Raw genomic sequence first — 22871 nt, forward strand, 5'->3', positions numbered from 1 at the left:
CACCTCTTATCATGAATTACGCTTCCTTACCATGCGGCTTCGAGAAGAGCTACAATCTCGCCGGTTCCTTGTACAGGTCGGGGGCTGCTTGCCACGACCAGATCTCTCATGGCGTCCTCCGCAATCGGTTGAAACTGCTCTTTGCGCACCTGGACATCGCGAAGCCTTAGCGGCAGCTGCAAATCAGCCACCAGTTTGACCACCAGCTGCGAAGCCATTGCGGCGGCTTCCTCCACACTCCTGCCGCTTACTTCGCCACCCATGGCGGCACTGATCAGGGCTTGCTGTTCCAAGGTAAAGGGCAGCGAAAAGCGCATGACATGCGGAAGCATAATGCAGGAAGTGACGCCGTGGGCAACGTTGGCATGGGCTCCTATTTGGTGTCCGATGCCGTGGCTGAGTCCCATCATCACGTTGCTCACGCCAAAGAACGACATCCAGGCAGCCATTTGACATTGCAGCTTCGCTTGCAAATTCGCTGGATCTTTTTTACATTTCGGAAGATATTCGCTCAGCAGCCGGATCGATTGGAGCGCGAGCGCCGTGGTGATGGGGTGAGTTTGCTTGGAATAAACGGTTTCAATGGCATGATCCAGCGCTCTCATCCCGGTGGCCGACCACAGCCAGGCCGGCGTGTCCGTGCAGAGCTCCGGATCCATATATACGACTTTCGGCGTCAATTGGTCATCGATGTACAGTTCCTTTACCTTCCTGTGCTCATCTGTAATGCCGATAATGTTGGAAAACTCGGCTGCGGACAACGTCGTTGGAACGGCGATGTGCGGTATTAATTTTTGCTTGACTTGAGGAATTTCGATTTTATCTGGATACTCGAATTTGACCGAATACGATTGTAATTGCTGCGGCTCATCGAGGCCCTCTCCCAATACTAAAGCGATGGCCTTTGCAGAGTCGATGACCGTGCCGCCACCTAAACTGATTAACAGGTCGATACCCCGGTTCCTCAGCCTGGAAGCGATTTCGAAAATCGACTGGCTTGGCGCGTGCTGTACGGTACCCGAGAGGACAACCTCCAAACGGCTTCCCAACAGCTGTTCCAAGCGTTTGATAACCGGAGAAGCGAACAGGCTGTTACTGGTAAGCAATGCCGCTTTCCTGGCGCCTAAACGATCGATTTCCGCAGGCAAATTTTCAATGACGCCAGCACCATGGAACACTTTCTCAACCGGAATAAACCGGTAGCAGCTTGACATGAACATCACTCCTCTAATGGTTCCCTTTGCCTAAATAGATGGACGAAAGATCGTCGGAAGCGAGCAAAGCTTTCAAATAAGCGCTGTCCCCGCTTTTCACGATTGCGCCGCGATCCAGCACATAGCCATAGTCGGCGATGCGCAGCGCGAGTGCCGCCATCTGTTCCGAAATAAATATAGTCATTCCCGCCTGTTTAAGCTCTTGCAAAAAGGAATATACCTCGTCGATAATTACCGGAGCCAAACCCAGAGATGGCTCGTCGAGCAGAAGCAATTTAGGAGCCGAAAGCAAAGCCGCCGATATAATCAACAGCTGCTGCTGTCCTCCGCTGAGCGTGCCGGCCGGCTGGTGCTTTTTGCTTTCGAGGATCGGAAACCGCTGAAACACCTGCTCCATCTTGTTTGTTATCGTTTTCTTCTCAAGCCTGGGTGTACGAAAATGTGCGGCCAGCAGCAAATTATCGTACACCGTTTGGTCCTTGAATAAACGGCGGCCTTCCATTACGTGAGCGATGCCATGTTTGACACGTGCTTCCGTAGGCCATGCTGCAATGGAGATTCCTTCGTACAGCAGGTCCCCCTCCTCGGGCGTTACCAACCCGCTGATGAAATGAAGCAGGGTCGTTTTCCCCGAACCGTTCGCGCCAATGATGGCGGTAATCCCGTTGCTTCGAATGTCAAGGGAAACCCCTTTCAAGGCCTTGATTGGACCATAATTGACATGTACATTCCGCACGCTAAGCATGATTCGCAACCCCCAAATAGGCTTCAATCACCTGTTGATTCGTTTGCATGCCCTGCGCATCGCCCGAATAGATCATTTTACCGGAATCCAATACGATCACCTCATCGATAAGACCCATTAGAAATTCCATATGATGATCAATGAGGATGACCGAGATCCCCCGCGACTTGATATACCGGATAAGCTTGCTTAATTCCTGCATTTCATGCTCGGACAATCCCGCTGCCGGTTCATCCAGAAGCAGCAGTTCAGGTTCAGCCAGAATCGCTCTGGCTACTTCTACCATTCGCTGCACGCCGTACGGTAAATTTTCAACCAATTCTTCCGAGTACTGCGCCAATGAACAGAGCTCCATCATTTCATGAACTTTGACCAGCATTTCCTGTTCTTCAAGCAGAGAGCTTTTCAAATTGAGAACGCAGGACACAATGCCGGATCGGTATTTTTGATGTCTGCCTAACAGCAGATTTTCCTTGACCGTCATATTGCCGACATTGTGCGGGTCCTGAAAGGTTCGAATAATGCCCTGACCGGCAATGGCATGCGTAGGCATATTGGTGATTTCTGCCTTGCCGAAACTGATTTTGCCTTCAGTCACCGGGTAAACGCCGCTGATCACGTTGACCAATGTGCTTTTCCCCGAACCGTTAGGACCTACCAAGCCCAGAATGGTACCTTGCCCCAGCTCCAGGCTCACATGCTGCAGCGCGCGAAGTCCGCCAAAATCCTTGATCACGCCTTCCACCTTTAACTTTTTGTGATGAGGGCTGTAGGAAAGCGTGCGTGCCTCCCTCCCGGGAATGCGCACAGGCTTAACCTCAGAAATCTCAGAAATCGGCTTTACCTTTTGGAGACGTTTCTCCTTGCTAAGTGCCGTACGGATCCCCAATAAGCCGGCAAAGCCTCTGGGGATAAATAGAAAGGAAATGACGAGAAGAAGCGAATAAATCATCAGCTGATAATCTTTAATAAACTGCAGCTTGTTTGCAATAAAAGTCAAAAATCCGGCGCCGAGTATGGGACCGATAATGGTTCCGAATCCGCCAAGTATGCCCATAACCAGAATTTCAATCGATTGCATCATGCCGAAAGAATTCGCCCCGATGTAAGCCATCAGATGCGCATACAGCGCACCGGCAACACCCGCCAGGCAAGCGCTCATCGTATAGGCGAGCTGCTTTACCCTGCCCGGGGAGATGCCGATGCTGGCTGCGGAAAGCTCGCTCCGGTGAATAGCCAGAAAGGAACGGCCGTAGTACGACTGGACGAAATTTCGCAGCATCCACACCATCAACACGACAACCAGAAATACGATCCAATAATAGTGGATAAGATTCAATTGTATGCCGAACAAATGCATGGTGCCCAGCTTGGGTGAAGGGATTCCGCTTAATCCCATAACCCCGCCGGTGACGCTGGACCATTCTTTGATGATCTCCTCGATCACGAAACCGAAGCCCAAGGTCATCATCGCCAAGTAAAATTCTCTGACTCTTCCGGCCGGAAATGAAACAAGAAAGCCTACCAATGCGTTGACAGCAGCCGACAGTAAAATCGTAATATACAGAGGAAAACCGAAACGTACCATAAATATGGCGGAAACATAAGCGCCTATCGCATAAAACGCCGCATGGCCGAGAGAGATTTGACCGCCGAGACCGCTCAGCAGGTTAATACTTTGTGCTAACAAAATATTGATTCCCCAAAAAATAAACAGCTGCACATTAGAAGGTGACATCAACAATGGAGCTACGGCAGCCAGCAGAACAAGGATGATCGTCAATACAGGCTGAACGCCTTTTTGCATGCTCATTGTCGTCATACTTTCAACACCGCCCTGGACCCGAACAAGCCTTCGGGCTTTATCGCGAGAATGAGGATCAAAATAGCAAAGGCAACCCCGTGCTCCGCGGAACTGGACAGATACCCGCCAACCAGCTTTTCAATAACGCCGACCAGAATGCCGCCTGTTAAAGCGCCTTTCGAGCTTCCCACCCCGCCAAGTACGGTCGCGACAAAGCCAAGCACCATAATGTTCATCCCGAAGTCAGGGCTGACCGTCCCGTAGATCGGTGCGATCAGGAAGCCGGCGATACCAGCCAAAATCGCACTCAAAATAAAGGAATACGTAATGACGAGCTTGGATTTTATTCCCATAATGCGGGCTAATGTCGGATCGTAAGAGACTGCTTTCATTGCTTTCCCCCATATCGTCTTGTGCATGACCATTTCCATGAACAGCATGATAAACAGCGCAGCGAACAAGACGAGCAAGTATTGGGATGACAACTTGACGCTGAACAGCGAAACGTAATCCGTGCTTGTGAACAGAAATGCAGGATACGCTATCGCCTGTGATCCCCAGATTTTCGATGCCAGAGCCTGCAAAAACAGTCCGATCCCCAGGGTGGACACGATCCATCCCATACTGGAAGGATATTTGATTAAGGGACGAATCGATACTCTCTCCAGTATCATTCCCAGCAATGAAATGCAAATGAGTCCAAGCACAATGGCGACTGCCCAGGAAATTCCCATATTAAGAAATGATAGAATGAGCATGGAACAGAACATAATAAACGGCCCATGACCGAAATTGAGAACCTTGCTGGACCAAAATGTCATGTTGAACCCGTGAGCTACGAGGGAATAAACGGAGCCTACACAGACGCCGGCAAAAATTAATTCAAGCAAAAATTGAATATTCCCCATCCTGTTTCCTCCTCAAAGATAGATGCGGAGGGTAAACCGCCAAATGTCGACCCTCCCGCATTTTATTGCTGATAAGGGACCATTTGGATGTCGTCTCCATTTTTTACATACTGGAATAATCCAAGACCGTCAGTGCCAATAGCGTGATGCTTCTTGTCGCTAAACGTATAAATGGCATTTACCCCTTGGTAGTCTTTCATGGATTCCAAAGCCGCAATAATATCGGGTGTCTTCGTGCTGTCGGCTTTTTTCATCGCTTCAAACAGCACAATGGCTCCATCGTAGGCATTGGTGACGTTCAAAGACATGAACAACTGGGGCGTATCTCCATCTCCCCAATACCGGTCTTTCCCGTATTTTTTCATATAGGCGTCGGCAAATTCCTTGGCCGGAGCGGACAATGGGTTTTCACCGAACGCTTTGATCATCGTACCTATCGTGCCGACGACCAGATCGCCCGCGCCTTCTTTATAAGGGTTGGAAAGGGCGCCATTCGTCGCAACGAGAGGTACATTCATGTCCAGACGGCTCATTCCCTTACGAATGTTGGCGAGATCGGCGCCTAAACCGACGCAGACGATGACCTCCGCTCCCTCCTTTTTCAGTTTGGCCAATTGGGCCGTCATATCCGGCGCTTTCTGGTTGTATTGTTCACGTCCGACCGGAACGATGTTGTATTTCTCCTTCAATATGTTCTCTACCAATTCCATACCGGATTTGCCGTATGCCGTACTTTCGTGAATGAGACCGATCTTTTTCCACTGCTCTCCCGCGAATGTAGCGAGCACTTCCGTTTCCACATCGTTTTGCAGCGCGAAGGAAAAAACCGTTTTTCTCGGCGGGTTATTTACACCGTTAGGATACGTAACGTCGGTCGTCTGGGCCACGGGGTTAATTTGAATGATTCCGTAAACTTCCGTTAAAGGTACGGTAGCTAATGCCGGACCGCTCCCGGCAGGGCCGATGATCGCGACAATGCTTTTATCGTCAAGAAGCTGCTGCATGTTGTTTGCCGCCTTATCGGGAACAAGCTGGTCGTCCAAAGCGATAAGTTCGATCTTTTTTCCATGAATCCCGCCTTCCCGGTTCCACTTTTCAATGGCCAATTCGACCCCCCGTTTATTCCCCTCCCCATATTCGTTATAAGGTCCGGTCAATGCAGAAGTCATACCGATTTTGATTGTATCTCCGCTTGCTCCGCCGGATATTATCCCGTCGGATGTGCTTTTTTGCGGTTCAACGGCGGTTGAATTGGCACATGCGGCAGCAACCAACATAGCGAACGCAAGCAACAGACTCAACCATGTTCTCCATGTGTTCATGCTCTTCTTCATTTCACGATTCCCCCCCATTTTACAAAAAAATGAATAAGACAGGATCAGGCTGTATGGTGCGCACAACACTGCACACAATCAATATCGTTCAGATGGCATGTCGATTGATCTGCTTGCAACTATATCCTTCCCGGCAAGTATCCCCCTGCCGGGAAGACGGAATCAGGCACATTAACTTAGTAAAAATTCGTGTAGAGGTTCATCTCCCTCTCGAACGACTTCTGTTGAGAGAAGCGTGGCACAAGTCGGGCAGAAGTATTCATGATACCAAACTTGCGCATCGACGAAGCGCTTTACATCGACGCTTTTTAGACCAACCTTCCCTACATCGCTTTTGCGAACCGGGACACGGGACTTGTAATTCTGATCGCCGGCTGCGAGCACTTCCCCGCAATGGGAGCAACAAATTTCCGTGGCGCCATTTTTTTTGTTGAACCAAAAGTTATCGCCTAATGTCAACATGCCTTGTGGAACATGAAATTCCTGAAGCTTGAACTCCAAATGGGCGGAGACTGGAGCTCCGGCGTCTTCAAGGCGCTTCCTCCGGTTTTGCAGCCGACGCCGCTCCGTGCTTATCTCATCGACCGTTATGTCCTCGGTGAAAATAACGCCATATACCGTTTCGGCAAAAGAGATGGATGTAGTACCAGCCAGCACATCCTGCCGCACACGCTCAGGATCGCGAAGTAAAGGGTCACCATAACCGGCGCAAGAGCCCCAGTTCCATTCCAGAACATCCGAGTCGCCGAGTGCCAGAGCAGGTCCTTTTCCCGTTAACGAAGGCCGCTCGCCAGTGAGTTCATCCACCTTGTCGATGAGACGGCCCGATTGAAGAATTTCCTTAATGTTTGACGATTTTATTAATACCGTCTCACCGCGAGTCCCCGGAGATCCTCCCAAAATACCGGAGGTTTTGGGAATGCCTTCGGCAGTGTACACGCCCAGACCGACCTGGCCTTTGTGCGGCATATAAGCGAGGATACCGCCATTGCCACCGCGAAATTTTCCTGCTCCGGCCGAATCCTGATGTTCCTTGCGGTAGAGATATAAAATCGGCCAATCGCGTTCATAGCCTTCAACATTGGGCCCTTGGCCTTCAGGAATCCACCATTGTCCGTCCGCGAATGAACCGTCACGGTATGGAGTGGCTCCACTGCTGCCGATCATCGTATCCAGCATCGGTCCGACATAATACTCTCCGCGCTGGTTTGTTCCTGCATGTATTTGGATTTGCCATTGGCCGTTTGTGGTACTCAAAGCCAGTTTATGAAGCTCCGGATCGCTGGACGACAGCAGCATTTTGGTTACAACCGAGTTCGCCATCGCTATCCCAAGCTCCGTTGCGTAAATGCCCGCCGGGCTTACCGCGACTCCATAGTCAGGACAAGTCATGGTGCCGGTGGTAGGTATAAACTCGCAGTGTCGGGCCGCTCCTCCGCCGCCGGCCCCCATTTGGTCGGCCAATAAAATCACGTTGAAAGCCGAGAGAATGGCACCTCGCCAGGCGGCAAACGGCAGATTAATCGCACCCGCTTGCCCGTCGGTTCCTTCATTTTTAACGGTCAATGTGTTACCTTTCTTCGAAATCGACAGTTCGATCCGGTACACACCGCGATCCCCTGTAACCGCCACTTCCTGATAGGCACGCTCTCTCCACGTTCCATCCGGTATGGTCGAAAGACGATCGAGCAGCGCCTTTTCACTTGTATTCAGCACCTTTTTCATGACGCCCTTCACTGTCTTGGGTCCATACTTTTTAATCAGACCCAGGATTCTTGCACGTGACGCATGGCAGGCGGCGATTGCTGCCCGCAAGTCCAATGCTACGTTTGCCGGAGTGCGGGATTGCCGTCTGAAGGCCGCTTCAATTTCAGTATCCAGCTTGCCTTCTTTCACAATTCTGACTGGCGGAAATACCGGCGGGTCAAAGTAAATGTCTTGAGCGTTTGGACAAAAACTTCCCGGAGTCGTTCCTCCCACGTCATTTTGGTGCAGGCAGTTGGCAACCCAGCAGAAGATCTGACCTTCCCAGAATACAGGAGCAAATATACCTACATCCGGTTGATGCGCTGTGCCGACCCATGGATCGTTTTGCAAAAACACATCCCCGTCATGAATGCCCGGTTCTTCCCCCCGTTTCTCTATGACATACTTGATCATGATATCCAGCATACCACCGAAATATTGAAGATAAGGGCCGAAAAAAAGAATTTCTGCATCCTCGGTAAAAATGGCGGTTTGGAAGTCCCTAGTTTCCAAAGTGATCGGAGATACCGCCAAATTTTCCACAATCTTGCCTTGTTCCAAATTGACATTCCAAAGATTATGACGAACCACTTCATACGTAATCGGATCAATCTCTTCATCATATTCGTTGTGAAGGCTTACTGAAGGGGGGACTTGCAAGGGGTCGATCGGGATGTACGCCCGCTGGACGCCGTCCCAAAAATTACGATGCCGCTCCTGCTCCTGCAGTGATTTCATGGCTATTCCTCCTCCGAATTGGAATTGATCCGAATCATGTAGTCGCCATGATCCGTTTTGGTCACGGTTTGATTTTCGTACACCACGATAGAAGTCCCTTGCAAATCAATGACGGCCGGTCCTGCCACCACATTCCCGCTTGTCAGTAAACTCCCATTGTAAATATCGGCATCCACAGGCGGACGATGACGGCTAAAGTATACTTTCCGGCTGGGCTTCCTGGCTTGATCGCTTGGAGATTTGCTGCTATGTAAATCCGCTTTTCTGTCAAACTTACGTACTTCTACCATCGGTTCGCAGCGAACAGAAACAATTTCAATCCTTGCTTCGGGCAGAAGTGCGGCCGAGCCGTACCGCTCCTCATACTGACGCGAAAATTCAGTAAGTAGATCCGTCAGCACGGCTTCATCCAATTTTCCTGTCGGAACCTTGATTTCCAACTCATGCCGCTGCCATTGATAGCGTATTTTCGCATAGCGTGAAAAGTGGACGGGTATATCTTCGCCGACTTCCGTTGCGACAATCTCCGCTCCTTTCTTTTCCAGTTCGAGGAATGGCTTTTCGAGACTTTCCGGAGAAAAGGGCGAAAGAAGCCCAACTTCTCCTTCAAGTTCATAGCGGATATCGCTTGTGGATATACCAAACGCCGACCAAACAGAGGAAGTTTCACCAGGAACAATAATCATTTGGATTCCCAAATCACGCGCATAAGCCGCAGCATGGATAGGGCCGGCTCCCCCGTATGCGACGACTGCAAAATCCCGTGGGTCAAAGCCTCTTCCGATAACCTCGTTTTCAATCAGATTCGCCATTTTCGCATTGACAATCTCCACCGTCCCCAATGCGGCCTCAATGGTGGAAATGCCAAGCTGCTCGGCAATGTTACCCATGGCTTTTTCCGCCAACTCCACGCTTGGTTTAAGTCCGCGACCCTTTCCGAATCCAAACACCGCTTCCGGATCAATATACCCTAACAGAAGGTCCGCATCGGTTACAGTAGGTTCTGTGCCGCCCATTCTGTAGCACGCGGGACCGGGATTTGCTTTTGCGCTTTTCGGCCCTACCCGCATGGCCTTGCTGTAGGGATCAATCCACGCGATGCTTCCGCCGCCGGCACCAATAGAAATGATTTCAACATTGGGCACGTTATATTGATACTTCTCTAAAACGGTTTTTTCGGCGGAAAGCGGCTGTCCGTCCCGAATAATCCCGATATCAAAACTGGTGCCGCCCATATCGGTGCCGATCAGATTATGAATATCTAATTCCTTCATGATCTTCACGCAGCCCATGATACCGCCGACAGGACCCGAACCGATCGTTTGAACAGGCAGCTGCTTGCTTCGTTCGAGCGGGATCATTCCCCCGTGACACTGCATGATCAGCAAAGGAGCTTTAACGCCTTTCGTTTGAAGACTGCCGCTGATTTCCTCCAAATACCTGGAAGTAACCGGCCCGACATAAGCATTGATGACCGCCGCCACCGTCCGTTCGTATTCTCCTAACGTTTTTGTCACCTCATGTCCACAAGTAACGAAGACGGAATCGTCCATTTCGTGAATTATTTCTTTGGCCCGCTGTTCATGTTCCGGATTTTTAAACGACCAAAGGAATGAAATCGCGACGGCATCCACGTTTTGCTCCAATAACTTACGGGCGGCTTCCCTTACATGACTTTCATTTAGCGGTACAATCACTTCGCCCTGCGAATCGATTCGCTCGGTCACCCCAATGATGAGCTCCTTGGGTACCAGAGGTTTTGGCTTGACCGTCTCGGTCACCTTCAGTATATTTTCCGACGGCTCTCCCGTTACACGTCCCAATCCGCGCATCATGTTGATGGTATCCTCAAAACCATAGGTTGTCAGCAATCCTACGCGCGATCCATTATTCTCCACTACCGTATTGGTTGCCACGGTAGAGCCGTGTGAAATCATGCTTATATTTCGATAAAGTTCCGCCGGGCTTAAACCGAGCTTCTCGCCTGCGGATTCAATGCTGTTAAAAAAACCGGAGTTGAATTTATCATGGTAGGTGGTCAGGGCTTTTCCTTCAACAACCGTCCCATCACTTGCAACAAGCACGGAATCCGTAAATGTTCCGCCAATGTCGACAGAACAGATCAAGTCAAGCTTCGAGCTCTCCATACATACCTTCATCCTTTCAAGTGTTGTTATTTTGTAATAACATACTGACCAGATGGTATTTTTATTCGCCAAAGAATGGCCATCAAAAAAACCGACTAGACGGTATTTTAATGGCATACATATTTTAGCCCGCTGCTGTCGTATTGGGTATAAGGGCCGAAAGATTGGGCTTGTTCTCGAGAGAAAGCAGCTCATGGATTAACTGCTCCAATTGTTCCGATGAAATCTGCATCTCTTTTCTAAGATCGCGAATGATTTCAATATCTCTTTCGGTCTCCAAATTATAATAGTCCTGTGTAATATTCATTTCTCTGACCAATTTTTGGCCGTTTTTGAGTTCTACAGAGATTTTGTTGCATAGAGGATTCATGTTTTTTTCAGGGATTATGGTCGTTTTGCCGATTAACTGATTTAACGTTTCATGCTCGAATCTTTTGAGGTTTGCTAGCGTCATTTCACCATCCATCAAAGAGGACGAGACGCAAAAAGGGGCACTCATCAACGTCTGACTGATATTTTGAAAAGGACCTTTGGAACTCATTCCCGGATAATTGGCTTCATAATCGTTCATTTCGATTACGATGCTTTGAATCTGTTCCACCTGGATATCAAATTCCTTTTTCATCTCAAGAGCGTTGATCACAGGAGATTGATTGAAGGCACAAACCGGATACAACTTGAAGGTCACATTTAAGATTTCATACACCTTGCCTAAATGCTGTACACACTTTAACGGATCTTTATGATTTCCGGCAAAAGCATGTAAAAAACCCGCATTTCCTTCGAAAGCCAATGTGGTAGCAACAGCACCGCGTTGAGCTAATAAAGCGCATAATATTCCGTTTTTGGCCGCCAGCCCGTTCTCAAACCTCCATTCCATAGTTCCGGCCGCAAACGCTTCCAAAGTTCCGAAAGCAAAGCTTGCTGCAAAGCCTAAAGCATGGGCGGTCTGTTCTTCCGTTAAATGAAGAAGCTTGGCCGCTGCGGCGGACGCTCCCAAAATGCCATAAACCGAGCTCGCCCTGAATCCTCGCGGCGTGGACTGGGAAGTGTAGTGCCTGCTAAGGGCACCTCCAACTTCATAGCCCGCTATGAGCGCTGTCAGGATTTCTTTTCCGCTGGCCCCCCTTGATTCTCCCAACGCCAATACAACCGGAATGACGATTGTACCCAAGTGTGCCGTATTATGCGTGTCCTCCTGAACGCGGCTGTGAAGCATGACAGCGTTTGCAAAAGCGGCTTCCATAACCGTACATTTGGAGCCGTTGTACAATAAAGTCGCTTCATGTGCTCCTCTGCCGTTCACGCCGGCGATTTCCGCAGCAATTCGCGGGAAATCCGTGTCGTAACCAGCGAGACCAACACCGATTCCGTGGATAAGGCAGGTTTTGGCTTTTTGCACAACTTCAACCGGAATTTCCTCAAAACGCAGACGATGGACGAACGAAGCCAGTGTTTCACTAACGGTTTGAGACATTTCTCCTCTCCTTTCAAAATGAAAAATCAATCGTTAGTTGTTGGAATAGTCTGTATGTTCTGAATTATATCACCGCTTCATTTCCACAGTCAACGTTAATTCGTTTGGGGAGCTGAAAAAGTTTTTCGGTATAAAAAAGTACGATCAACTTCCACTTGCCGCCTGTGACTGCAAGCGTTAATTCCTTCTTGCCACTCATCTCCCTTATATTAATTCGGTCTTTTACCTCACTCGCCATGATTATCAGCCTCCTTTCAATAGTATGCTATAAGTCACTACATAACATTAAAGTGCGTACTTCCTTTCTAAAAACTTTGGGTTTAATATAACTCCTGTGGCCGACGGACACATATACAACCTAAGACAGAAAAAGGAGTGAACACTTAGTATGAATCGATTTACAATTCCACGTGATATATATTATGGGCATGGCGCTTTGGAAATCCTCAAAACATTAGAGGGAAAAAGAGCCGTGCTTGTCATCGGAGGAGGTTCAGTCAAAGCGAGTGGCAAACTCGCCCAAATTGAAAGCATGCTTGCGGAAGCCGGCATAGAAACACGGGTCATCGAAGGGATAATCTCGGAACCGACCGTCGCGATGGTCATGGAAGGGGTCAAAGCCCTCAACGAGTTCCAGCCGGACTGGGTGATCGGCATTGGCGGAGGCTCACCGATGGATGCTGCGAAAGCCATGTGGGTATTCTATGAACATCCGCAGCTTACCTTCGAAGAGGCAAGCCGTCCGTTTACCATGCCTAAATTGCGGACCAAAGCCAAATTCATCGGTATTCCGACGACAAGCGGCAGCGCCTCGGAAATTTCAAATCTGTCGGTCGTCATTGACGAGAAAACGGGTATCAAATACCCCCTCGCCGATTTCGAGCTGACACCGGATCTGGCGATCATCGATCCTTCGATGGTAGAATCTATGCCTAAACAAATAACGGCCTATACCGGCATGGACGCGCTGACTCACGGGATTGAATCATATGTAGCCAAGCCCCGCACTCTACTAACCGATGCGCTGGCGATTGAATCGGTCGAGTTGGTGAAACAGCATCTTCTTCACTCGTACGAAGGCAATCCGCAATCGCGCGAAGCGATGCATATCGCCCAAGGTATGGCCGGTATGGCTTTCGCCAACGCAGTGCTGGGTAATGTTCACAGCCTTTCCCACAAAAGCGGCCCGACCTTCGATATTCCGCACGGCTGTGCCAATGCGATTTATTTGCCTTACGTCATCCAGTTTAACCGTACGGTTGTCGCCGACCGCTATGCGGCCATTGCCAAACGGATCGGTCTTAACGGCCAATCGACGGATGAGCTGGTAGATGCGCTGGTAGCTTGGGTCCGTGAGTTGAACCGTAATATGGGTATCCCCAGCACGCTGAAAGAGTACGGTGTGTCCGAAGAACTCTTCAACGCGCATATGGACAGCATGGCGGCAAACGCCGTGAAAGATCCATGCACAGGTACGAACCCGCGTGAAACGTCGGTAGAAGAAATGAAAAAACTGTACATCGCCGCGTTTAAAGGCGAAGACGTAACGTTCTAATTTCTTCATAGGCTACACCAAAAAGGCAATCCAAAAACTTCGGTTGATCTAAGGGGCTGCCTTCCGATTGGAAGGACAGCTCCTTTAATCTATATTCCGTTACAGCGTAGAGGCTTTAACTTTAGCGATGCCGTTATAGCTGCTGCCAAGCTTCATCGATCGTTACCTCCGCTATCGTTTTTTCTCCTCGTATCGTAAACCAATTCCCCAGCTATGCTGAACAAGTCTGCTTTAAGCTCGATCAATTCGACCCGCACATCACCCGGCGTGACGGATAAGGCCTCGCAGCAAGCCTTCGTGATTCCGGCAACCAGCTTTCTTTTCGTTTCCAAATCCCGGCCTTCCACCAATTTCAGTTCAATATAGGGCATGTGAAATCTCCTCCGATCCCTAATGTACAACTACGCCGCCTGCTTCCACTTGCACCTTTCCCAGGAGGCCCCAAGCTTTCCGGTATCAATTTAAGTCGCCGGTTCGATTGCTTTCATTTTTTGCGCTGCCTCGATGACGGATTCGATGATGTTTTGGTACCCGGTGCAGCGGCATATATTGCCGGATAACGCTTCACGGATCTCGTGTTCCGACGGGTCAGGATTCTCGGCAAGATAGGCGGAGACAGTGATTATAAATCCGGGTGTACAGAACCCGCACTGCAATCCGTGCTTCTCCCGGAAGGCCTCTTGAATGGGATGAAGCTGTTCAGGCGAGCCCAACCCTTCGATCGTAGTCACCGACCGGCCGTTTGCCTGTACGGCCAAAGTCAGGCAGGACCGGACGGCGTCGCCATCCAGCAATATCGTGCAAGCGCCGCAAACCCCTTGTTCACATCCTACATGGGTGCCTGTCAGCCCCAATTCCCGGCGAATAAAATCGGTCAGCAGCGTGCGGACATTTACTTCCCGCTCGTACTTTACTCCATTAACCGTCACGGATATTTTTTGTGTGCCCACCGCCTCAGCCATTTACTTTACTCCCTTCCATTGTTCGTAAGCCATCTTTAATGCTCTGCCGCTTAAAACGGCCGCCGCTTCCTTCCTGTATTCAGCACTGGCAATCTCCGATACTCTCCGGCCCTTGATATCGGAAAATTGCTTGACAAATGCCGCCTGTTTATCCGCTTCCTCATCCGGATTGACTTCCGCTTGAATGTCTTTTTGGAGCTGCTCAACCCATTCATGACCGAACGTTAAGCCGCGCCATTTCTCTACCGCCCGGACACGGTAAGGCACGCCTTCGCCGCTCACATTCCCCAGAGCTACCCGCACATCGATAATGGTGCCCTTATCATCCAGGTCAAGCGTGGCAGCTGCAGACACGATAGGGACATGGCCGTGACGCCGGGTCACTTCCAGGAAGGCATAGCCGGTCGTTTTTGAAAGCAGCGGAAACCGGATTTCGGTCAACATTTCATTCGGATTGAGTACGGTGGTGAAATGGCTTTGAAAAAAGCCTGCTGCCGGGACGGTTCGCTCGCCTTGCGGTCCTGCAATGACCATCTCGGCGTCAAGCAAACGGGCAACGACTCCAAATTCAGCCCCCGGCGCATTTTGAACCAGACTTCCGCCGATCGTCCCGCGATTGCGAATCTGAAAATGCGCTATATGCTCAGCCGCTTTCCGTAAAATAGGGCAATGAGACTCTACCAGGTCCGAACGTTCAATCGTACGATGGCGGGTCAACGCTCCAATGGCCAAACTGTCCGAGGTTAGCCGAACATAGTCCAAATCGGTAATGCCATTGATATCTACAATATAGGAGGGTCTGGTTTGACGCATATTCATTTCTTGAAGAAGGCTTTGACCTCCGGCAATAATGCGGGAATCTGCTCCGTATTTTTGTAAGGCATGAATGGCTTCACTTACACTGTGGGCAACCACATATTCAAATGGAGCGGGTTTCATCCTGATTCACCTGTCCTTCCCGGATAAATAATCCAGAAATTGGCTAGCTGGCTTTGCCGATTCTTCCTCATGCTTGCTTTTCTCCAAAAGGGAGTCCCTCCGAATACTTCCTAAGCTCCTCATAGTCATGGGAAGGAAGAACAAAATCGGCATCCCTCTTGATCTTCTTCATCGCGCGGTACGCGGCCTCCAAATCGTAAAACAGGCCCGGCGGGATCCCCTTGTTGACATTTAGCTCCACTTTTCGGGCGATATCACCCAAAATCACGGCGTTACCCGCAGAAGTCCGGACGTAGACGGCTTGACTTCCCGGGGTGTGCGTATTCGAGAATAAAACGCATCTGACGCCTGGAGCAATTTCTTCATCCCCATCAATCAAGTGTACTCTGGACCATAACGGATCAATTAATTCCGCAATGTCTTTACGATCATAGAAAAGAGCGCCGCCGCCGAAATCGAGCTCGCGGGAAACCATGGGAACTGCCGCCGCCTGCAATTCCGTCCGCTGAATAATGATTTTGGCGCGAGGCAGCAGCCCGCATCCCCCCGCGTGATCGTAGTGGAGGTGCGTGAAAATGACCGTTGGGATATCCTCCAAACTGTAGCCGTACTTGGACAGCTGCGCCTTCAGCGTCCATTCAGGCTTGGATCGATGCGGACCCAGACCTTGCAGCTGCACACAACGTTCCGCGTCACGAAAACCGGTATCGACGAGAATGGGTTCGCCTCCGTGCTGAGGTACCAGCAGCCATGCCGTAATTGGGACGCTTACAAGCGACTTTTCACGGGACAGCGACCAGAACGCGTCCAGAACTTGCGGCACATCGGCTTCTCCGAGAAGCAAAGGGTAGATTTTCCAGTCAGGATTTGGCATAAGCGTTTCTCTCACCTCGTTTAATCCATTGCAATACCTTCTCCGGCGAAAGCGGCAGGTTTTTCACCCTTACACCGAATGGCTCCAAGGCATCCTCCACCGCATTGGCGACGGCGGCAGGCGACGGGATGGCCCCGCCTTCCCCCATTCCCTTGGTACCTAGCGGAGTAAAAGGAGAAGGACATTGAATATGATGGGATTCGATAACCGGTACTTCCATCGCGGTTGGACACAAATAGGTTTGGAAATCAAGATTGACTAATGAACCGCTTGAATCATACGCCAAATCCTCCATTAGGGCGCCGCCGATTCCGTGAGCAATACCGCCGGCAATTTGTCCGTTGATGATCATGGGATTAATAATGGTTCCGCAGTCATGGGAAACTACAAATTTTTCGATTTTAATTTGCCCCGTCTGAACATCCACCTCTACTACGGCAATGAACACTCCTGTCGGATGGGTCGTATACAGATTGACCCGGCCGTTCTCGTCCGGTTCCCATGTGACCGACGGACTGGTCCATGTGTAGGTGCATTCCAAATTCACATCCAATCCCTCGGGAATCGTGCCGTATGGCCCAGGCCAAAGATGAATTTTATTTCCAAGGTCCTTGAGACGGATGGATTCCTCTTGAGCGCTGCTTCCTCTTTTTCTTATGAAACCGTTATCCACTTCAAGCTCGCTCGGATCTATCCGGAGAAGATGTCCGGCAATTTTGATTAATTTATCCCGCAGCAATTTAGCCGCTTCATGTACAGCCGATACGGTGAACGTTGCTCCGCGGGATGAGAAAGGTCCCAATCCATAAGGAGTTACATCGGTGTCTCCGTACAAGAACGTAATATTATCAATGTCTACTTTCATAATGTCGGATACGATTTGCGGCAATGTAGTTTCAACGCCCTGCCCTATATTTTGATGACTCGTCAGGATTTGAAAACCTCCCTCCGGGGTCATGCGGACCGTAGCCGCCTGGAAACCGTTAAAGATCCCGTTAAATACCGCAGCCCCTGAAGGCTCAAGCATGGCTGAAATACCGATTCCTATATATTTGCCCTGCTTGCGCAATTCTTTTTGCCGCTCTTTCAAACGATCGTAACCGGCCTTCTCCAGGGCAAGACGCATTAATTGATCAAAATCACCGCTGTCATAAATCGGGCCGGCAATATTCCGGTACGGGTATTCATCCTTCGTAATAAAATTGCGGTTGCGTAATTCTATTGGAGAAATCTTTAGACACTGGGCCACCATATCCATCATGCGTTCCACAGGGTAGCTCGCGATATCCTTACCGTAGCCGCGATGGGCGCCATAAGGCCCTTTGTTGGAGACAACCCCAAGCACTTCAACATCATAAACAGGAATTTTATAGGCTCCGGGAAAATACGATCCGGCTACCAGCAGGGCCGGTGTACCCGGGCCGTGGCAAGTTCCGTCCATACCTATGTTTGCAAGCAATTTGGCTTGAAGACCCGTGATCCGATAATCCTGGTCAAGACCGATCTTTATTGTGCAGGAATAGTCGCGCGATTGCATGCCGGACAACATATTTTCCACCCGGTCTTCGGTCCATTTCACCGGCTTGCCCAACTTGCGCGCCATAATACAAACGATGATTTCGGCATCGGCCTGTAATTTGGTCCCATATCCCGCACCCACATCAGGTGCAATGACTCGAATATGGTGTTCAGGCATCTTTAACGTTTGGGCGATCAGTGTACGTACCTGATGCGGAGCTTGCGTCGAACAGGTGACGGTTAATTTCCGGGAACCCGGGTTATAATCCGCTATACAAACGCGTGATTCAATCGGGGTCCCGGTATAGCGACTGTGGGTGATGGTCTCTTCAAATACGTATGCCGAGTTCTTAAAGGCTTCCTCAATGTCGCCGATGGTACTTTTCCAATCTTGTTGGATATTATCGCCCCACTCCTCATAAAGAAGGGCAGCAGGTTTCAAGGCGTCTTCGATCGTCACAACCGCGGGAAGAGGCTCGTAGTCCACTTGGATCAAATCAACCGCATCTTCCGCAATATACCGGTCAACCGCCGCAACTACAGCAACGGCCTCACCGACAAAGCGGACCTTCCGGTGCGCAATCGGATATACCTCCGGAACTTTATTGAATATATCAATCGTCGTTGCCAATCTCCCTGTATATTTCAGCGACTCTTCACCCGTCAGAACGGCAACCACACCCGGTAATTTTTGCGCTTGGCTTGTATCGATGTTTCGAATATAAGCATGAGCATGAGGGCTTCTCAAGATCGCCAGGTGAAGCATCCCTTTCAATTCAATGTCATCCGTGAAACGGCCATAACCGGTTAACAATCTCGGGTCCTCTTTCCGCTTATAACTGACTCCCAATCCGGTTTTCGTTTCTGTCATGACAACATCGCCTCCTCAGAACTTGCATTGAAATTCCTGATCCTGATGACCTGCCGGCAATTATGAAACAAGATGCAGTCCGATGTAAACGGTTGCATTCTGTAATAAAAGACAGTTCCGTTAGTCTTTCAGGATGATTTCCGGGGAATCCATCATGCAGTCTAACGGATGAAGTTACGTTACGCTGCATTTAGTGCATTTAGAGTTTGGAACCGATCCTTGGAACAAACCCCAGTCTCCGGGAAATGCGCAATCCGGCTTCCATTAGCTCGCGGGTTAATTCGTTCTTATTTTCCACCATGCGGGAAGCAGGACCGCCCAGACTAATTGTTCCTACCGATCGTCCGGTGTAATTGTAGATGGGAACCGCATAACAGGTTAGGCCCGCTTCGATTTCTTCACGGTCCATTGCATAGCCGGCTTTGCGTATGTTTCTTAGCTCCTCATGCAGCTGTTCAAGATCCACAATGGTATTTGGCGTATATCGGGCCATCCCTTTTTCTTGAATAATCCGGTTCACTTCTTCTCTTGAATAAGTGGACAGTATGGCTTTTCCTACGGCGGTGCAGTGAACAGGTCTCCTCATGCCTAACTCAGCCCTTATACTAATTGATCTTGAACCCTCAATTTTATAAAGGTAGACGGTTTCACCGCTATGATAGGCCGCAAAAAAAGAAGTTTCCCCGGTAATCTCCGACAATTCACGCAAATGACGGGAGGCGACTTCTACGATTTGCATTTTATGCAGTCCGAATACTCCGATCTCCAGCGTCTTCAAACCAATCGAATATTTGTCCGTACTCGGATCGAATTGAACGTAATTCCGGCTTTTTAAAGTTTCCAAAAGCCTATAGATCGTAGTCTTGGGTAAACCGACCTCCTTCACTAATTCCGCAAGAGCTACTCCTTCGCCCTTCTCGGATACCAATTCCAAGAGGATTAAGGCGCGCTCCACGGTAGAGTTGACCTGTTGATGCTCAGTCCCTTCCAAAATGACGATTCACTCCTTTCTTCATGAGGATTGGCTGCCAGCTGCCGGGTATGAATGCCGATTTTTCACTTGGGTGTAAATGGAACGTTATTCCATTCACAGCCTATTATACGCAAGCGGAATATGAATATATGCCACAAATTACTTAGACAAAAAAAGACTTGCCTGGCATGAATGCATACATTATGCAACTCAAATGCACAGGTCAAGTCTGTGTTCTTGTCCATTATGATGATATTCCAACATGAGCGAGATCGCCTATTGCGTTACTTGCCGCTGCCCGGTAAAAAACTCAGATTCAGCCAATTTTCCTGAGCGGTATCGAAGTTTTTGTCCAGCTCATTCAGATCTTTTAAAATTTCGAAAGCATTTAGCGTCCCTTCTACATTGACATTGCCGTCCACGATCCAGGTGGGGATTATCTTTTGATAATAATCGCGAACCAAATCTTCTTCATAGCCCAGCTTTTCAGACGCGTACGCAATCAACTCTTCAACGTGCTCCTTCGCATATTCAATCGCTTCTTTGTGACCCGCCAATACCGCTCGAACCGCATCGGGATTGGTTTTGATTAATTCGTCGCTGGCAAACACAAAGCTGTGCTGATAGTTTTTGTAAACCTCGATGTCGGCGGCCTTCACGATGGTTTTTCCGATGCCGTCCTTTTCAATTCTGGAGACGGCCGGCTCCGTCGCCACAACCGCGTCAACGACACCTTGCTCCAACAAAAGATATGCGTCGACTCCGCCTGCAGGCCGTAAATCGGTTTCCGTTTCCGGGACTCCGTACTCTTTTAAAATATTTTTTGCGGCTTGGTGGTTTCCGCCGCCCAGCGCCCCTGTTCCCAACACTTTGCCTTTCACATCTTCAACCTTTTCCACCTTCTTTCCGCCGACCAACACAAACGGATTTTCCCTGATCGCGGGAGATGCCACCACCTTAATCGGGACACCGCGGGAAATGCCGGTCAAGATCGGGGTTCCGAAGTTTCCCATATCGATATCCCCGCCGGCGACTCCGGCCAAGGCTTCCGGTCCTCCCGCGTCAAAGTGGATCACATCCAGGTCGATGCCATGCTTTTCATATATTCCATTCTCCTTGGCAAAATCAGTATGAATATCCGTTAAATCCGGTTTTAACTGCACATATACGATTTTGGTAAGCTTCTTTGTTTCCGCAGCGTTTTGCTCCGCTCCACTGGAAGGATTGCCGGACTCTTTCGCTGTCCCCCCGTTTACGTTCGATGGACTGCTGCCGCATGCGGATAACGCCATGATCAAGACAAATACCGAGCCAATCCAAGCGAACCATTTTATCGCCTTCATTTTTTTGTACGCCCCCTTTGCTTAGTCATTGCCGCGCCAGGCGTCAAACCGTTGACTCAAATAAAACCAAAAGCGATCCATCGCAATCCCGAAAGCCGCAATGATGAACACACCCAAAAATACGATGTCGGTTTGGAACGTAGCGCCGGCATACATAATCATATAACCGAGACCTGCTTTCGATCCGAATATTTCGGCGCCGATTACGCCAATCAAAGCCCTGCCTGTCGCAAGCTGCAAAGCCGTCATCAGGAAAGGCACGGACATCGGCAGCGCAATCGTCCAGAAAATTTGTCGCTGTGACGCACTATACGATTTCGCCACTTTAGTCAAATCCCCGTCAATGCTTCTCATCCCCATAACCATGTTGACAATGATCGGAAATATGGCGCTAAGGAAGACCAGAACGATCTTGGAACTTGATCCCAATCCGAACCAGATGATAAATAAGGGCATCAGTGCGATTCTTGGCGTCGTGTACATGGCAGCAACCACCGGACCGAACGCCTGGTTTAGCCGTTTATACCAACCCAGCAAAATCCCGATCGGTACGCCGACAAGGACAGCCAATCCATAACCGATAATAAAGATCTGACCGCTGGCAATCGTATGTTTCCATAATTCGCCGCTCGCTGCCATCTCCAGGCCTTTGTTCAAAACCCGGGTCGGCGAGCTCGAAAATTGAGGCTTGACCCATCCCGAAATGCTAAAAATCTCCCATATCATTAGCAGGAGCAGGATCACCCCGCCGCCTAACGAAAGACTGATTCCCGTCTGCTTTAGTTTTCTGAGCACCATTTTGTATTTATGGATCCGATGCTTTCGTTCCGTTAGAGAAATCGCGGATTTCGTCAAAATGTCTCCTTCAGATTTCATAGTCCTGGTTCACCCTTTTTCCCGCCGACTTATTGATGGCGCTCCATACCCGCTGGGTCAATTGATCAAAATACGGATTTTGTTTAACTTCCGGCGTTCGCGGTCTTGGCAGATCAATGCGAATCTCCTTTACGATTACAGCCGGCCGGGGCGAAAATACGATGACCCGATCTGACAACAGTACGGCTTCGTCGATTTGGTGCGTGACCATGAGTACGGTTTTTTTCGTCAGCTCCCATAATAACAGCAATTCATTTTGCAGACCTTCGCGGGTGATGGCGTCAAGCGCCGAGAAGGGCTCATCCATCAGCAGCACCTGCGGCTCGCATGCCAGCGCTCTTGCCAGATTCACTCTTTGCTGCATACCTCCTGAAAGTGCAGAAGGATAAAAGTTTTCATAGTCCTCGAGCTTGGCCATTTTGATGTACTTTCTGGCTCTTTCTACGGCTTCCCGTTTAGGTATGCCCATGATTTCGAGTCCGTACGTAATATTTTTAAGCGTCGTACGCCAGGGCAGCAGAGACGCTTTCTGGAAGACAACCGCACGATCGGGGCCGGGACGTTGAACCGGTTTGCCGTCTATCCGGATCGTTCCGCCAGACGCCTTGAGCAATCCCGCAACGGCATTAAGAAACGACGATTTCCCGCAGCCGCTTAAGCCGACGATCGTCACGAACTCTCCGGGCTTGATGTCCAGGGATACGTTATGAACCGCTTCCGTGGTTTCACCGGATTTATGGTTTTCATAGGAAATCATTAGATTTTCAACGGACAGCTTTGGCTGTGGTTGTTCCTGATTGGAAGAAATCCCCTCTGCAACCGCTTGCCCGACGGCTAATGACATGGT

The 22871-nt window shown here is 49.7% G+C and carries 19 protein-coding genes; 1 reads left to right on the forward strand and 18 read right to left on the reverse strand.

Annotated features, from left to right (window positions below; all coding sequences use genetic code 11):
• Positions 1-26: 26 nt before the first annotated feature.
• The 9 genes from IJ22_RS13145 to IJ22_RS27055 form a co-directional block, all read right to left on the reverse strand.
• Entirely contained in the window at positions 27-1214 is a 1188-nt protein-coding gene (locus IJ22_RS13145; protein ID WP_062409142.1) for an iron-containing alcohol dehydrogenase, read from the reverse strand.
• A 13-nt stretch (positions 1215-1227) separates the two neighbouring features.
• Positions 1228-1959, reverse strand: coding sequence for an ABC transporter ATP-binding protein (locus tag IJ22_RS13150; protein WP_062409143.1), 732 nt, complete (start codon positions 1957-1959; stop codon positions 1228-1230).
• Positions 1952-3781, reverse strand: coding sequence for a branched-chain amino acid ABC transporter ATP-binding protein/permease (locus IJ22_RS13155; protein ID WP_062409144.1), 1830 nt, complete (start codon positions 3779-3781; stop codon positions 1952-1954). Before IJ22_RS13155 ends, IJ22_RS13150 begins: the two co-directional genes overlap by 8 nt.
• Positions 3778-4671 (reverse strand): branched-chain amino acid ABC transporter permease, encoded by an 894-nt coding sequence (locus tag IJ22_RS13160; protein ID WP_201023556.1) that lies wholly within the window; start codon positions 4669-4671, stop codon positions 3778-3780. Before IJ22_RS13160 ends, IJ22_RS13155 begins: the two co-directional genes overlap by 4 nt.
• 62 nt (positions 4672-4733) lie before the next feature.
• Positions 4734-6005, reverse strand: a complete 1272-nt coding sequence (locus IJ22_RS13165; protein WP_201023558.1) for an ABC transporter substrate-binding protein — start codon at positions 6003-6005, stop codon at positions 4734-4736.
• A 171-nt stretch (positions 6006-6176) separates the two neighbouring features.
• On the reverse strand, positions 6177-8489 hold the full coding sequence (locus IJ22_RS13170) for a hydantoinase B/oxoprolinase family protein (RefSeq protein WP_062409145.1): 2313 nt from the start codon (positions 8487-8489) through the stop codon (positions 6177-6179).
• A 2-nt stretch (positions 8490-8491) separates the two neighbouring features.
• Positions 8492-10636 (reverse strand): hydantoinase/oxoprolinase family protein, encoded by a 2145-nt coding sequence (locus IJ22_RS13175; protein WP_062409146.1) that lies wholly within the window; start codon positions 10634-10636, stop codon positions 8492-8494.
• Positions 10637-10760: 124 nt separating this feature from the next.
• Positions 10761-12113: an MmgE/PrpD family protein gene (locus tag IJ22_RS13180; protein ID WP_062409147.1), complete on the reverse strand. Its 1353-nt coding sequence runs from the start codon at positions 12111-12113 to the stop codon at positions 10761-10763.
• 64 nt (positions 12114-12177) lie between these two features.
• Positions 12178-12351 (reverse strand): hypothetical protein, encoded by a 174-nt coding sequence (locus tag IJ22_RS27055; protein ID WP_160327381.1) that lies wholly within the window; start codon positions 12349-12351, stop codon positions 12178-12180.
• A 150-nt stretch (positions 12352-12501) separates the two neighbouring features.
• Here IJ22_RS27055 and IJ22_RS13185 point away from each other — a divergent pair, with 150 nt between their 5' ends.
• Positions 12502-13668 carry an iron-containing alcohol dehydrogenase gene (locus tag IJ22_RS13185; RefSeq protein WP_054818789.1) on the forward strand — a complete coding sequence of 389 codons (1167 nt, stop codon included), beginning with the start codon at positions 12502-12504 and terminating at the stop codon, positions 13666-13668.
• A 152-nt stretch (positions 13669-13820) separates the two neighbouring features.
• Here IJ22_RS13185 and IJ22_RS13190 read toward each other — a convergent pair whose 3' ends face one another.
• From IJ22_RS13190 to IJ22_RS13230, 9 genes are all read right to left on the reverse strand, one after another.
• A complete protein-coding gene (locus IJ22_RS13190; protein ID WP_062409148.1) occupies positions 13821-14039 on the reverse strand; it encodes a tautomerase family protein in 219 nt (72 codons plus the stop codon).
• 90 nt (positions 14040-14129) lie between these two features.
• On the reverse strand, positions 14130-14630 hold the full coding sequence (locus tag IJ22_RS13195; protein WP_062409149.1) for a (2Fe-2S)-binding protein: 501 nt from the start codon (positions 14628-14630) through the stop codon (positions 14130-14132).
• Positions 14631-15569 (reverse strand): FAD binding domain-containing protein, encoded by a 939-nt coding sequence (locus IJ22_RS13200; protein ID WP_062409150.1) that lies wholly within the window; start codon positions 15567-15569, stop codon positions 14631-14633.
• A 67-nt stretch (positions 15570-15636) separates the two neighbouring features.
• Positions 15637-16443 (reverse strand): N-acyl homoserine lactonase family protein, encoded by an 807-nt coding sequence (locus IJ22_RS13205; RefSeq protein WP_062409151.1) that lies wholly within the window; start codon positions 16441-16443, stop codon positions 15637-15639.
• On the reverse strand, positions 16430-18832 hold the full coding sequence (locus IJ22_RS13210) for a xanthine dehydrogenase family protein molybdopterin-binding subunit (RefSeq protein ID WP_062409152.1): 2403 nt from the start codon (positions 18830-18832) through the stop codon (positions 16430-16432). The genes IJ22_RS13205 and IJ22_RS13210 overlap by 14 nt, the downstream gene beginning before the upstream one ends.
• 199 nt (positions 18833-19031) lie before the next feature.
• Positions 19032-19823: an IclR family transcriptional regulator gene (locus IJ22_RS13215; protein ID WP_062409153.1), complete on the reverse strand. Its 792-nt coding sequence runs from the start codon at positions 19821-19823 to the stop codon at positions 19032-19034.
• 266 nt (positions 19824-20089) lie between these two features.
• Positions 20090-21148, reverse strand: coding sequence for an ABC transporter substrate-binding protein (locus IJ22_RS13220; RefSeq protein WP_062409154.1), 1059 nt, complete (start codon positions 21146-21148; stop codon positions 20090-20092).
• Between the two features lie 21 nt (positions 21149-21169).
• Positions 21170-22024, reverse strand: coding sequence for an ABC transporter permease (locus tag IJ22_RS13225; protein ID WP_062409155.1), 855 nt, complete (start codon positions 22022-22024; stop codon positions 21170-21172).
• Positions 22014-22868, reverse strand: coding sequence for an ABC transporter ATP-binding protein (locus tag IJ22_RS13230; protein ID WP_082660803.1), 855 nt, complete (start codon positions 22866-22868; stop codon positions 22014-22016). The genes IJ22_RS13225 and IJ22_RS13230 overlap by 11 nt, the downstream gene beginning before the upstream one ends.
• Positions 22869-22871 lie beyond the last annotated feature (3 nt).

Source organism: Paenibacillus naphthalenovorans (assembly GCF_001465255.1).
GTDB lineage: Bacteria > Bacillota > Bacilli > Paenibacillales > NBRC-103111 > Paenibacillus_G > Paenibacillus_G naphthalenovorans.

What these genes read in the sequence shown, in the direction of transcription:
- IJ22_RS13205 (WP_062409151.1), bottom strand. Translation starts at nt 16,443, where the DNA reads ATGCCAAATCCTGACTGGAAAATCTACCCTTTGCTTCTCGGAGAAGCC.
- IJ22_RS13170 (WP_062409145.1), bottom strand. Translation starts at nt 8,489, where the DNA reads ATGAAATCACTGCAGGAGCAGGAGCGGCATCGTAATTTTTGGGACGGC.
- IJ22_RS13155 (WP_062409144.1), bottom strand. Translation starts at nt 3,781, where the DNA reads ATGACGACAATGAGCATGCAAAAAGGCGTTCAGCCTGTATTGACGATC.
- IJ22_RS13225 (WP_062409155.1), bottom strand. Translation starts at nt 22,024, where the DNA reads ATGAAATCTGAAGGAGACATTTTGACGAAATCCGCGATTTCTCTAACG.
- IJ22_RS13160 (WP_201023556.1), bottom strand. Translation starts at nt 4,671, where the DNA reads ATGGGGAATATTCAATTTTTGCTTGAATTAATTTTTGCCGGCGTCTGT.
- IJ22_RS13145 (WP_062409142.1), bottom strand. Translation starts at nt 1,214, where the DNA reads ATGTCAAGCTGCTACCGGTTTATTCCGGTTGAGAAAGTGTTCCATGGT.
- IJ22_RS13180 (WP_062409147.1), bottom strand. Translation starts at nt 12,113, where the DNA reads ATGTCTCAAACCGTTAGTGAAACACTGGCTTCGTTCGTCCATCGTCTG.
- IJ22_RS13185 (WP_054818789.1), top strand. Translation starts at nt 12,502, where the DNA reads ATGAATCGATTTACAATTCCACGTGATATATATTATGGGCATGGCGCT.
- IJ22_RS13195 (WP_062409149.1), bottom strand. Translation starts at nt 14,630, where the DNA reads ATGGCTGAGGCGGTGGGCACACAAAAAATATCCGTGACGGTTAATGGA.
- IJ22_RS13210 (WP_062409152.1), bottom strand. Translation starts at nt 18,832, where the DNA reads ATGACAGAAACGAAAACCGGATTGGGAGTCAGTTATAAGCGGAAAGAG.
- IJ22_RS13190 (WP_062409148.1), bottom strand. Translation starts at nt 14,039, where the DNA reads ATGCCCTATATTGAACTGAAATTGGTGGAAGGCCGGGATTTGGAAACG.
- IJ22_RS13230 (WP_082660803.1), bottom strand. Translation starts at nt 22,868, where the DNA reads ATGTCATTAGCCGTCGGGCAAGCGGTTGCAGAGGGGATTTCTTCCAAT.
- IJ22_RS13165 (WP_201023558.1), bottom strand. Translation starts at nt 6,005, where the DNA reads ATGAAGAAGAGCATGAACACATGGAGAACATGGTTGAGTCTGTTGCTT.
- IJ22_RS13175 (WP_062409146.1), bottom strand. Translation starts at nt 10,636, where the DNA reads ATGGAGAGCTCGAAGCTTGACTTGATCTGTTCTGTCGACATTGGCGGA.
- IJ22_RS27055 (WP_160327381.1), bottom strand. Translation starts at nt 12,351, where the DNA reads ATGGCGAGTGAGGTAAAAGACCGAATTAATATAAGGGAGATGAGTGGC.
- IJ22_RS13150 (WP_062409143.1), bottom strand. Translation starts at nt 1,959, where the DNA reads ATGCTTAGCGTGCGGAATGTACATGTCAATTATGGTCCAATCAAGGCC.
- IJ22_RS13220 (WP_062409154.1), bottom strand. Translation starts at nt 21,148, where the DNA reads ATGAAGGCGATAAAATGGTTCGCTTGGATTGGCTCGGTATTTGTCTTG.
- IJ22_RS13200 (WP_062409150.1), bottom strand. Translation starts at nt 15,569, where the DNA reads ATGAAACCCGCTCCATTTGAATATGTGGTTGCCCACAGTGTAAGTGAA.